Raw genomic sequence first — 12,588 nt, forward strand, 5'->3', positions numbered from 1 at the left:
CTTAATCTTAATTAAAGATTAAGACCCTTGCCTAAAACGCTTCACATATGAAGTAAACTTTACCTAAATATTATCTAAAAACCCCGTTACAAATGAAGATTTTAACAGCCCTAATTTCCAAACAAATTACTGCAAAAGATTCAATTTTCTTGTAGCAACCGATGTATCGGTAAGGCTATTCATAAAAGCTATCAAAGCATTTATTTCTTCAGCAGTTAAATCAAGTGGCGTATCGGGCAGTGTTTGGTTTGTTACCTCTAACCCCATGCCTGCACCACCACCTTGGTTATAAAAATCGAGAACTTGTGCTAGGGTTTCATAATTTCCATTATGAAAATATGGTGCTGTTTTTTCAATGTTTCTAATGGTAGGTGTCTTAAAGGATTTTTCGTAAATCCATGCAGACTCGCTAGCTACACCATTTTTCCAACGCCCTTCATCGGTATCTAATTCTTTTATTTTTGAAGTCGGACTTTTTAACACACCCAAAATTTCGGTTTCAGTTTCAATATACAAGGGAGGAACCAAGCCAGAAAATGTGGGGGCGAAATGACAGGTTGCACAGGCGCCTTTTCCCATAAAAATATTAAACCCTGCTTGAACATCCTCATTTATTGAGTCTAACTCTCCCCGAACATATTGATCAAACTCACTGTTGAAGGATTGTAAAGACAACACAAAAGAGGCTAATGCTTTTGCTAAATTTTCACGGTTTATTTTATCTTTCCCGAAGACGGATTCAAACTGATTTTGATAGGTATCGGAAGCATTCAATTTTTGTAAAATCTCAGAATAAGCCGTATTAAATTCCTTCGGATTAAAAATAACGTGCTCTACTTGCTGCTCGAGCGTGAAGGCACGAGAATCGTAGAAAAAGCGCTTAGCATAAACAGCATTGAGTAAGGTTGGCGAATTTCTCAAAACCGTAACACCTTCAATATTACTAGAGGATTTGGCTTGTGCATCTGTAAATGCAAGATTAGGATTATGGCAAGTTGCACAGCTCATTTTATTGTCGCCACTTATCAAAGGGTCGTAAAAAAGCGCTTCGCCCAACTGTTTTAATTCCTTAGAATCTTCCTTTTCCTTTAGTTGCGTATAGAAATAAGGATCTAAAAAATTAGACGCAAAAATACTAGTACTCTCTGGATTCCAAGCCGTGTGGTTCTTTAAATTTTCAGAATTGATTTTAATTGGCAAGGCTCCAAACGCTTTATATAAAGGATCTATATAATTTTTAAGAAACGCTAATCTATCGAAAGTTTCAAAAGTTGCAGTTCCTTCTAGTTGTGAGATAGCTCCTTTAAACAGTTGAAGAATCTCGTTGCTTTTTGGATATTTATAAGTTATTGGTTCGTTTTCCATTAAGGCCTTCATAGCTGCTAGTGAAACCATTGCTTCATTTAAACCATTTGCCGAACCAGGAGTATCGAACCCGGTGACTCCTAATGTAAAAATTCGCACCAATTGTAAACGGGTTGCTAAAACTAATTCTTCTGGAGTTGGCACTATTTGCCCTAAGGCATTGGCTAAAAAATTAAATTGAGTTTTTACTTTTTTGGATAATGCTGCGATTTGCACTTTCTCTTCGGAAGGATTTTCTGCAAATATCAGTTCATCCAATACTTGTAATCCTTCTGGGGGAATCACAGTTGGCTGGTTTCCAGATTTTGATATTTTTAGTAATGGCGCACCATTTAAGTGTTTCCCTGTAAATTCAGGGTTATAATAAGCAACGTAAAACTCTACTTTTTTGTATGCCAGACGTGCATTGGTTAATACCGTTTGAAGCGAATCTGAAGAAACTTTGCCATGTTTAAAGGCCGATGCGGTTTCGTCTAATTTTTCTAAGGCCTGACTTGTCGCCTTAAAATAATTATTGAGTTTATCTGTAGATGCGACATAAGTACTATTACCCGTTGTGCAACTGGTAAAATTTAGAATAAAAAATACGCTTAAGCTAAAAATAGTAGTAATGCTGAATTTTTGCACAGTAAATAAGATTAACCGCAAATTAACTACTTACAAAAACTTTAATTGTTACTAGTATATTACCAAAGATTTAAATAATACCTATTAGAAATAAAAAAAGGCAGTAACCATACAGCTACCACCTTTTTTAATTTAAAATAAAGGACCTTATTTTCTAACTTTTTTCACGATAGCTAAAGCATCTTTTACGTCTTGCTCTAACTTCGCGTAATCTTTATTTGCAATAATATCTTTTGAGATTAATTGAGACCCCATTCCAACACAAGTTGCTCCTGCATCGAACCAGCCTTTAAGGTTTTCTTCAGTTGGAGAAACCCCACCAGTTGGCATAATGCTTGTCCAAGGTTGAGGACCTTTAATACCTTTTATGAATTTTGGTCCGTATAAATCACCAGGGAATAATTTTACGATTTCACATCCTAATTCTTCCGCTCTAGCGATTTCAGTTAATGATCCACATCCTGGAGACCAAAGTACTTTTTTACGGTTACATGCGATTGCGATATCTTCTCTTAATACAGGCGTTACAATAAAGTTTGCACCTAAAGCCATGTATAATGAAGCCGCAGCACCATCGGTTACAGAACCAACACCCATAATCATTCCTGGTAATTCAGCAATAGCATATTTCGTTAATTCACCAAAAACTTCGTGAGCGAAATCACCACGAGCTGTAAACTCCATTAAACGCGCACCACCATCGTAGCAAGCTTTTAATACTTTCTTACTTAATTCTATATCACTGTGGAAAAATAAAGGAATCATTCCTGTATCTTTCATGGCTTGCGCCACTTCTAATCTTGAAAATTGTGCCATAATTGTTTATTTTTTTAATTCCAGTTTAAAATTTTCTTAACGTCGTAGTCTTCTGGATTAACTACATATTTTTTTGCTTCTTCATAATCACGCTCTCTAATATAAATGAGGTGATTGATGAATAACTGAGCCATATCAGAATTTATATCAACTAATCTTGGAGGAACTTTGCCGTTCTCATCTTCAAAATCACTTAAATATAAAGGGGTTATATCGCCTCTTGAATTAGCACTTACAATACACCCTGTAATGCCTTCATCAAATAATTTTTTAACACCAATACCCAACAAGGTACACAAAGTTAAATCAAAAGCTATAGGATTGCAACATCTTAATTCGTAACCAATTTCTACGGGTCTCGATTTAATTTCTAATCCTATTTCTTTCAGTTTGACTTGTAAAAGGTAATTGAAGATATGTGATTTACTAACGTTCCCTAGTTCTGGGTGTCCATGATCATCATAGGTGAAATTAATACCTGAATTTGTAATTTCATCTTCATCCATAAAATGAAAAACACCTTCACTGACTAAAGCCACACCGTATTCAATCCCTTTAATTTTACTTTTAATGATTGATGAAATAATCATATTGATAAGCTTATCGAAAGTAATGTTCGTTTTATTGAACATTTCTGGGATAATCATCATAGGAAAATGACAAGCTGAAGCAATACCAAAAGCCAAATGCCCTGCTGATCGCCCCATGGCCGAAACAACAAACCAGTTCTGACTTGTTCTAGCATCTTCATAAACGGTGTTTCCTATACGAACACCTTCATCTTTTGCGGTATGAAATCCAAAGGTTGGGTTTCTATCCGGCAAAGGCAAATCGTTGTCTATGGTTTTAGGCACGTGAATATGGGCAACATCCAGCTGTTTACTAACAAGAAATTTTGTTAATCGACTTGCTGTAGATGCGGTATCATCGCCACCTATAGTAACCAATAATTTGACATTGTTTTTTTGGAAGAAATCGGCTTTAAAATCGGAATCTTTAGGTTTAAAACGACTCATAATTAAAGTTGAACCGCCACGACTAAAAATACGATCTGCTTTATTAAAATCGAAAATTTCAACTTGAGGATCATCAGAAAACAAGCCTTTATAACCATGATGTATCCCTAATACATTATAACCGTCTTTAATGAAGGTTTTAGCAAGGGTACTAATTACAGTATTAATGCCTGGAGCGGGTCCGCCACCACATATAATTGCAATTGATTTTTCCATATATAAAAAAAAGGTAATGAGTTGCCTCATTACCTTTTTACTTATTTATTATCGAGCTACACGACCAGAAGCGTCGCCACCCATTAATTTTTTAACTTCATCAACTGTTACTAAGTTGGCATCACCTTTAATAGTGTGTTTTAAACAAGACGCAGCAACAGCAAAGTCAAGTGCGTTTTGGTCGTCATCTGGGTACGTTAATAATCCGTAGATTAAACCTCCCATGAATGAATCACCACCACCTACTCTATCAACGATATCTGTAATTTGGTATTGACGCGTTTCTAACATTTGTTTTCCATCATATAAAACTCCAGCCCATGTGTTATGAGATGCAGAGATAGAACCTCTTAATGTAGTAATAACCTTTTTAGCTCTTGGGAATTTTTCCATCATTTGCTTACAAACAGATAAGAAAGCTTCAGCTTTTACATCGTGTCCAGCAGTTTGAACTGTAATACCTTCTGGTTTGATACCAAAGTGCATTTCAGCATCTTCTTCGTTTCCTAAAACAACATCACAGTAAGATGTTAATTCAGTCATGATAGACTCTCTATGTGCATCGTCACAGTACTTCCATAATTTAGCACGGTAGTTTAAATCTGTAGAGATTGTAATACCTTTTGCGCTAGCCGCTTTAACAGCTTCTAAACATACTTCTGCAGAACTTTGAGAAATCGCTGGTGTAATACCAGTCCAGTGAAACCACTCAACACCTTCAAAAACAGCATCCCAATCAATCATTCCAGACTCAATAGTAGACATAGAAGAATACGCTCTATCGTAAACCACTTTAGATCCTCTTGAAACAGCACCAGTTTCTAGGAAATAGATTCCTAAACGCTCACCACCCCAAACAATTTTATCTACACCAACGCCTCTTTTGCGCATTTCCATCATGGCACACTCGCCAATATCATTCTTAGGTAAACGTGTTACAAAATCACAAGAAACACCATAGTTAGCTAATGATACTGCCACGTTAGATTCACCACCACCATAAACAACATCAAAATTGTTAGCTTGAGAAAATCTTAAAAATCCTTGAGGAGCTAATCTTAACATGATTTCTCCAAATGTTACTACTTTACTCATTTCTTTTTATTGTTAAATATTCAAAAATTATGTTTTGCTTAAACGTTTAAGCAATCGGTGTAAAAAAAAAATTCATCATCAAAACAGATAATTAATTGTGTTTTGATTATAAAAATTTAAGAATTACATTTGCTTAAACGTTTAAGCAAAGATATAAAAAAAATAAATATCAAAAGAAAATCAACCATAAAAGATATAGCCAACGTGCTAAACATCTCTCCTGCTGCGGTTTCTAAAGCGCTGCACGACGATTCGCGCATTAGCGAGAAGACAAAAAAAGCGGTAAAACAGGTGGCTAAAAACTTGAATTATCAGCCCAATCATCTTGCAAGTGCCTTACGAAAAGGTAAGAGCAACTTGGTTGGCGTTATTGTGCCTAGAACAAATAGTCATTTTTTCTCTTCAGTGATTCAAAACATGGAAGAGGTTTTAAACAAAAAAGGCTACAACATTATCATGACACATTCCAACGAATCGTATAAAAAGGAATGTGATAGCATTGACACTTTACTATTTACGCAGGTTGATGGTATTATCGCTTCGATGGCTAATGAAACGATTGATTTAGAACATTACAATAAAATTAAATCTAAGGGAATTCCGCTTATTCTATTTGACCGTGGTGAAAATGATTTGAACGTGGATTACATTGGAATAGACGATTATAAAAGCAGTCATATTATTGTAAAACATTTGGTTGAACAAGGCTGTAAACGTATTGCGCATATAAGTGGCTATAAACACACACGTATTTTTAACAACCGAATTAGAGGTTATATTGATGCGCTTAAGCAACATGATTTACCGCTTGAAGAAGAATTACTTATAGAAAGTAGTTTAACTATTGAAGACGGCCGTAAAAAAATGCTTCAGCTTCTAAGTTTAAAAAACAGGCCCGATGCCGTTTATGTTGCTGGCGATTATGCTGCATTAGGAGCCTTACAAGTACTAAAAGAACAAAACATTAAAATTCCTAACGACATTGCTTTGGTTGGTTTTGGTAACGAACCGTTTACTGCACTGGTTACCCCATCGATAACCAGCATTAATCAACATAGCGAACAAATTGGAAAACTTGCAGCCAAAACCTTTTTAGAGCATGCTAAAACCGATACGGTTAAGCAAACCTTAAATAAAAAAATATTAGATGCCGAACTTATTATTCGGGATTCTTCACGTTTAAAAAGTTAAACATAGACTTTTTATTAATTACTCTGAAACCCATTTAAAAAAAAAACAAAATCGCCTAAAAAGTAAATTTTAGGCGATTTTTATTAATAATTATGCTGTATTTAAATAAGCTTTAAATGCTTTTAGTGCGATACAACAATCATTTTAGATGCTTTTAAACCACTAGCATTTGAAAAACGAACAAGATATGTTCCGTTAGATAATGACGCTGTGTTTAAAACAATAGGTTCGTTTGAATTTTGAATTGCTTTACGCATTACTAAGCGACCATCTAAGTTATAAACCGCAATGTTATTTATAGCAAAATTGTTTGTTTTAATATTTAAAACACTGTTTGCTGGAACTGGATAAATTTTAATGCTATTCGAAAAATCAACATCTTCAGTGGAAAGCGCTGCGTTAAATTCGCCATAAAAATTAAGCTCTGTTATAGAGGTCCAATCACTTCCACTTCCGTTTGGTTGTCCGAAACCAAGGATTTTCACATATCTTACACCAGTTGCTACCGATGGTAATACAAAACTTTTAAAAGTATTATCGCTACTACTTATTAAATTACCTGTACCAAAAGGGTCGGTAAAATCGGCATCCTCTATTCCTGTTGAAGACAAACGCACTTGAAAATCGTAAGTTTTACCGCTAACAGAGGCAAAATCGATAATTTCTAAATCGTAGTAAGCTCCTAAATCAATAATAATAAAAGAGGCGCCTCCTGTGGTGCCATCGGAAGACCAATTGGTTGTTTGATCTTTATCTAAAACATTAACGGCGTAATTAAATTTCGTACTTCCATTGACTTCTTCCATGGAGAAAGCACGTACAACCACACCATCGGCGCCACTACCCTGATCGTTAATAAGCGTTGCCAAATCGGTTGGCTTTGGTGCGTTTTGAGTAATGCTTAAGGTTCTTACAATATCATCACCTCCTGGGTTTTGAGTAAACGTTACAGAACCATTTCGAGCTGTTGAACCGGTGTTCTTAGTTACCGACACTGAAACTACAGCGTCACCAGAACCAGAATTAGTATCAATAGTAATCCATGAATCGTTAGATACAGCAGTCCAACCTACATTAGCTGTAACATTCACATCTGCACTACCTGCTTCATAATCGAAAGCTGGCAAACTACTTACTAACAAAGATTCGCTTATCACAATAGAGCAATCGCCATTTATGATTTTTGCGCCTGCATTATCTAAAAAACAAGCACCAATACCATGACCAACCATGGTATCATCCGTTGGGCCGTAAGCTCCCATATCGGCACCTTTACCTGCTGCACCTGAAAATGTATATATTTCTCCATCTGAAGACGCTGTAATTCCAGACTCTAGAGAGAAACCATTACCTGTATCGGCATTATCCTGACCTAAAGCTGTACCAACATACACATTTCCAGAATACATTAAACTAGTTCCTATGTCTGAAAAAGCTGTAGCCGTTTCACCAACAATAACATCTGATGAATTAGTATGACCAGTATCAAAATAAATTAAGTTATTCGCAACTGTTCCTGTAACTACACCATCCCCTTTATCAATATTATAAAACAAAGGTGCGTTGGTGTTTACAATAGTGTTATTAGACAGGATTATATCTTTTGATTCTTGATAATCGCTTGAATAGCTTGTTGAGCTACAATCGTCTATACTAACCTTTTCACCTCCTATAAAAGTGATTCCGTTATTCCATTTTGCCTGATCTACAAGTGTAACACAATCTTGAATATAGTTGTTTGTAATGGTATGGTCGCTATCTACAATACGTATACCACCTGTACCATCAATGTTGTTACCTAAAAAGTAATTTCCATCTACTGTTGCTCCAGAACCATGACGAAGCACCAAAGAACCTCGACATTCTCTAAACGTATTATTTATAAAGGAATTCCCTTTACTTTTATTAGAAATAATTTCATTTTCTCCGTCCGATTTAACAAAATAATTATTACTAACCAAGCAGTTTGCTTGTACCATCTGCCCTTCACTAACGCCAATACGAATGGTTTCACTATCTCCGGCATTTTGTAGGGTCGGGTTAATTTTTTCATAATTGTAAAAATAGTTATTACTAATAGTGTGTTTTACCTCTGCACATTGATCACCTCCGTTTTTTGACAAATTGTAATAAAGTTCGACTAAAATTAAAGCACCGGCATTCTTTTTATTCATAAACGAACAGTTAAGAACGCTATTATTAGCTCCGTACATTTTAACCCAGTTATGCTTTTTACTTACTCCTACAACTTCATCGGTTGGATCGACAATCAATCCATCCATCGCACAATTTTGAAGCGTACTGTTGTAAGCTAAATCGCTACTGTCTCTAAACTCGATTACAGCACTATCACCATAACCTCCCTTCCAATAAAAACCATCTACAATCACATAATCGCCGGCAATACTTAAACGCGCACCGTTAGTAAAAGTTACCCCTCCTGGTGTTTCAGCTCTAAAAATAATTGGGTTGTTTTCAGCGCCATTAGCACCAAATCGCATGCGTCCTGAATTGTTATAAACGCCATCTGCAAGTTCTACAATATCGCCTGGAACCAAAGTTGGAGATAAATCCCTTATATCTTCTGGATCTGTAATTTTATAAACCGTTTGCGCCATGGCTAACGATGTTATAAAGAAAAATAGAGTGAATACATTGAGTTTTGTTCGTGTAGATTTCGCGCACGACCGCATGATAAGTGTAATTGTACTTGCCATTTTAATTTAGTTTTAGTTTGTTTTTAGTCTATTTATTTGAACAACAAAACTGGTTATCCAAACTGGTTATCCAAATATAATGATAATTTTTTAAAAGGAAAAACCTTTGGCTATTGACAATGGATGAAGAAGAACAATGAAGAATGAACAATGAACAATGAAGAATGAAGAATGAATAATTAATAGTTAAAATTGACAATTAGCTATTTAGAATGTGATTGCGTGTGTTCCAAAATAAAATGATGTATGCGATTTATTGTTGCTTTGAATAGCATTCCTTTTTCAGAAAAGGAAATAGAACAAAAAAAACAGGAGTACATCTTAAAAGATATACTCCTGCATATTTTACCAATTATAAATGAAATTTAGCTTAATTAAAAGCTACAACATTTAAGTTTTAATCAAATTAGATACCTAAAGCTTGACCACCACCAATTTGAACAGTTTCAGCAGTCATGAAAGACGCATCATCACTAGCTAAGAAAGAAACAACACCAGCTACTTCTTCTGGCTGACCTAATCTTCCTAGTAAAACACTGTTTGCCCAAGAAGCGAAAACTTCTGGCTTAGTAGCTTTAATTTGCGCATGAAAAGGCGTATCAATTGTACCTGGAGATACTGCGTTTACTCTAATTCCATATTCAGCTAAATCTTTAGCTAATGCTCTTGTTATAGATTGTACACCACCTTTTGATACAGAGTAGATTCCTGCACCAGGTCCTGCACCATTCCATGCAGCATTAGAGGTATAGTTAATAATAGAAGCATTCTCCCCTTTTTTAAGGAAAGGAATCGCTGCTCTTGAAGCATAAAATACCGAGTCTAAGTTTAAAGCCATAACAAATCTGTATTGTTCCGTTGTCATTTCTTCAAATCTAGCTCTAACACCAATACCACCAGCATTGTTTACAAGCACATCAATTCTACCGTATTTTTCACCAATTTTAGTGATGTTTTCTGTTACTTCTTCTTCTTTAGTTACGTCAAAACCATAGTACTCAGCAGTAATTCCTTCTGCAGTAAGTTCTTTAATTCTTTCAGCTCCTGCTGTATCTTCAATACCGTTAATTACAACCGTATAACCATCTTTTCCTAATCGTTTAGCTACTTCGAAGCCAATACCTCCGGTAGCACCTGTTATAACCGCAACTTTTTCTTTTGAATTACTCATTATTCTTAATTTAATTTATTATTATTTTAATACTATTTTTTTTCTATCGCTTTAACCTTAGGCACTAATATCCACACACTTAATAAAGTTAAAATGGCTAGTGCAGCACCTATAATAAAAGCTGGTGTATAATTCCCGCCACTTGTTAACCAAGGCACTAAATAAGTTAAAGCCGCAGCTGTTAATTTTGCTGCCATACCAGAAAATCCAGCTAAGGTACCAACTGTTTTTCCTGAAAATAAATCACTAGGTAAGGTTTGAACATTACCAATGGCTGTTTGGAAACCAAATAAAATAACCGCCATAATAATAACAGCTGTTGTAGGTCCACCTGGGTTTGCCATAGCTAATAAAGCAGGTAACATAATTAAACCTCCAAGGGTGATAACCATTTTACGTGTTTTATTAATATCCCATCCTTTTTTTAGTCTGTTTTGAGCTAAAAGCCCTCCAAACCAAGCACCAAGCATAGCGCCTACATAAGGCACCCATCCATAAAGTCCGATAGATTTAACATCCATTCCATAAACTTCATTTAAATAAATTGGAATCCAGAATACGAATAACCACCAAATTGGATCTATAAATGCAGAAGCTAAAATAACTCCCCAACTTTCTTTATGACCTAACAGCGCTTTTGTGTCTGGATTATACGCTTCAGTTTCATCGGCATTCGAATCAAAATCTTCATTTTTCTGACCAGTTAAAATATAATCACGTTCTTCATCTGTAATCCAAGGGTGTTTTCTTGGTGGTGCTTTTACTAAAATCCACCATGGAATTAACCAAAGTAAACCAGTTAAACCAATTAAAATGAAAATCGATTTCCAGCTAAAGTAAATGGTTAAAAATGCAATTAGCGGAATGGAAATAATCCCTCCAATAGCTGCACCCGAATTAAAAATTCCTTGTGCGAGTGCGCGTTCTTTAGTAGGAAACCATTCTGCATTACCTTTGGTGGCACCAGGCCAGTTACCTGCTTCGGAAACACCTAAAATGGCACGAAAAATTCCGAAACTTAAAATCCCTTGTGCAAAGGCATGTAAAGCTGTTGCAATAGACCATACACCAATTGATAGTACAAATCCTAATCGCGTACCAACCCAATCGAAAATTTTACCAAAAATAGCTTGACCAAAAGCATATGAAAAAACAAAAATTATTGAAATAAGAGCATAAATAGATTTTGTTTCGTCTGGGGTATGTCCTGGATATAACTCTTGTGCTATATCGGGCCAAAGTACACTTAATGACTGACGATCAATATAATTGATAATAGTAGCTATGGCAATTAATGCAACAACCCACCAACGTAAACCTTTTATTTTCATATTTTAAATTTTAGTAATTACTATCCAGCACGACTTTTTAAACCGTGAAATTCCTGTACACAAACACAAGTGCTTGTATATTATAATCTGTAAATTATGTTTGAAGAAAAACTACATGTAGAATTTCTTCCCTCCTATTAAAATATAAGATAGTAGATAAAAACGTGCATTTTCTTAACTACTAAATATTTTGCTGTTATGAATTATAACAGTATTGATAGAGCATATTAAAATGATTCTTCATTTTTTGTTTTGCTTCTACCGGGTTTTGGGATTTTATGGCTTCATAAATTTCTCGATGTTCTTGTATTCCTAATATGGATTGTCTTTTATCACAAACATGATACTTTTCAAAATCCATAATTATTTGCGGTATTATAGTAAGCATGAACATATTCATGGTTGCATTACCACTGGCTTTAGCTATAGCTAAATGAAAAAGCAAATCTTCTTGAACGGCATCTTCACCGGCATTTGTTTTCTCTATATAAGCTTCTAAAGCTTTCTTTATGTGTTTTAAGTCGTCTTCTGTTCTTCGTAATGAAGCTAAACTAACAGTTTTCAACTCTAATAATATTCTTGTTTCAACTAACGATTTAAAATCTGGTGCATCTAATCTTAAAATATCATCAATCATTCCATTTAAAGCAATAACACCTGTATTTGCTACAAAGGTTCCACTTTGTGGAATGGATTTCAGTAAACCATAAAACTCTAATTTTTGAATGGCTTCCCTGATGTTACTTCTTGTAACTCCAAACTTTTCTGAAAGCATTCTTTCTGATGGTAATTTATCACCAGGCTCCAGGTTTTTATAATTAATTAATTCTTTAATTTGACTAATTATCTTCTTCTGAATCTTATTTTGGCTTTCGTTTACTGTAATAACTTCTAATTTCATCTTCTCGTCGTAATTCGTAACTAGTAAAAATTTACTAGCCGATAAATTTAATAAAAACTGCTCTAAATTTGTAATTAGTTCTAATGTAATTGCCCTTAATCACTAAACTAATGTGTTTTAACTGACAAAACAATAGTATTAA

9 protein-coding genes are annotated in these 12,588 nt (G+C 34.9%); 1 reads left to right on the forward strand and 8 read right to left on the reverse strand.

Annotated elements, in window-relative coordinates; all coding sequences use genetic code 11:
* Window positions 1-126: 126 nt before the first annotated feature.
* The 4 genes from H6X70_RS06490 to H6X70_RS06505 all read right to left on the reverse strand — a co-directional run bounded on the left by H6X70_RS06490 (window position 127) and on the right by H6X70_RS06505 (window position 5,135).
* Complete coding sequence (locus tag H6X70_RS06490; RefSeq protein ID WP_194766868.1) at window positions 127-1,992, reverse strand: cytochrome c peroxidase; 1,866 nt, start codon at window positions 1,990-1,992, stop codon at window positions 127-129.
* A gap of 147 nt (window positions 1,993-2,139) precedes the next feature.
* A complete protein-coding gene (locus H6X70_RS06495) occupies window positions 2,140-2,808 on the reverse strand; it encodes a bifunctional 4-hydroxy-2-oxoglutarate aldolase/2-dehydro-3-deoxy-phosphogluconate aldolase (protein ID WP_067147016.1) in 669 nt (222 codons plus the stop codon).
* Between the two features lie 14 nt (window positions 2,809-2,822).
* The gene (locus tag H6X70_RS06500; protein ID WP_194766869.1) at window positions 2,823-4,040 is read right to left on the reverse strand and encodes a 6-phosphofructokinase; all 1,218 of its coding nucleotides are present in this window, start codon (window positions 4,038-4,040) and stop codon (window positions 2,823-2,825) included.
* Between the two features lie 48 nt (window positions 4,041-4,088).
* Window positions 4,089-5,135: a sugar kinase gene (locus H6X70_RS06505; protein ID WP_194766870.1), complete on the reverse strand. Its 1,047-nt coding sequence runs from the start codon at window positions 5,133-5,135 to the stop codon at window positions 4,089-4,091.
* A gap of 129 nt (window positions 5,136-5,264) precedes the next feature.
* Between H6X70_RS06505 and H6X70_RS06510 the strand changes: the two genes are divergently transcribed.
* Window positions 5,265-6,326, forward strand: a complete 1,062-nt coding sequence (locus H6X70_RS06510; protein ID WP_228530287.1) for a LacI family DNA-binding transcriptional regulator — start codon at window positions 5,265-5,267, stop codon at window positions 6,324-6,326.
* A 122-nt stretch (window positions 6,327-6,448) separates the two neighbouring features.
* Here H6X70_RS06510 and H6X70_RS06515 read toward each other — a convergent pair whose 3' ends face one another.
* The 4 genes from H6X70_RS06515 to H6X70_RS06530 all read right to left on the reverse strand — a co-directional run bounded on the left by H6X70_RS06515 (window position 6,449) and on the right by H6X70_RS06530 (window position 12,446).
* Window positions 6,449-9,043: a chondroitinase-B domain-containing protein gene (locus H6X70_RS06515; protein ID WP_228530288.1), complete on the reverse strand. Its 2,595-nt coding sequence runs from the start codon at window positions 9,041-9,043 to the stop codon at window positions 6,449-6,451.
* A 406-nt stretch (window positions 9,044-9,449) separates the two neighbouring features.
* On the reverse strand, window positions 9,450-10,214 hold the full coding sequence (locus H6X70_RS06520) for an SDR family NAD(P)-dependent oxidoreductase (protein WP_194766871.1): 765 nt from the start codon (window positions 10,212-10,214) through the stop codon (window positions 9,450-9,452).
* 32 nt (window positions 10,215-10,246) lie between these two features.
* Window positions 10,247-11,545, reverse strand: coding sequence for an MFS transporter (locus tag H6X70_RS06525; protein WP_194766872.1), 1,299 nt, complete (start codon window positions 11,543-11,545; stop codon window positions 10,247-10,249).
* Window positions 11,546-11,741: 196 nt separating this feature from the next.
* The gene (locus H6X70_RS06530) at window positions 11,742-12,446 is read right to left on the reverse strand and encodes a FadR/GntR family transcriptional regulator (protein ID WP_194766873.1); all 705 of its coding nucleotides are present in this window, start codon (window positions 12,444-12,446) and stop codon (window positions 11,742-11,744) included.
* Window positions 12,447-12,588: the final 142 nt, after the last annotated feature.

Source organism: Tamlana sp. I1 (assembly GCF_015355625.1).
GTDB lineage: Bacteria > Bacteroidota > Bacteroidia > Flavobacteriales > Flavobacteriaceae > Pseudotamlana.

Excerpts from the sequence above, each read along its gene's own strand:
- H6X70_RS06530 (WP_194766873.1), bottom strand. The coding sequence starts at position 12,446 with ATGAAATTAGAAGTTATTACAGTAAACGAAAGCCAAAATAAGATTCAG.
- H6X70_RS06500 (WP_194766869.1), bottom strand. The coding sequence starts at position 4,040 with ATGGAAAAATCAATTGCAATTATATGTGGTGGCGGACCCGCTCCAGGC.
- H6X70_RS06505 (WP_194766870.1), bottom strand. The coding sequence starts at position 5,135 with ATGAGTAAAGTAGTAACATTTGGAGAAATCATGTTAAGATTAGCTCCT.
- H6X70_RS06495 (WP_067147016.1), bottom strand. The coding sequence starts at position 2,808 with ATGGCACAATTTTCAAGATTAGAAGTGGCGCAAGCCATGAAAGATACA.
- H6X70_RS06520 (WP_194766871.1), bottom strand. The coding sequence starts at position 10,214 with ATGAGTAATTCAAAAGAAAAAGTTGCGGTTATAACAGGTGCTACCGGA.
- H6X70_RS06515 (WP_228530288.1), bottom strand. The coding sequence starts at position 9,043 with ATGGCAAGTACAATTACACTTATCATGCGGTCGTGCGCGAAATCTACA.
- H6X70_RS06525 (WP_194766872.1), bottom strand. The coding sequence starts at position 11,545 with ATGAAAATAAAAGGTTTACGTTGGTGGGTTGTTGCATTAATTGCCATA.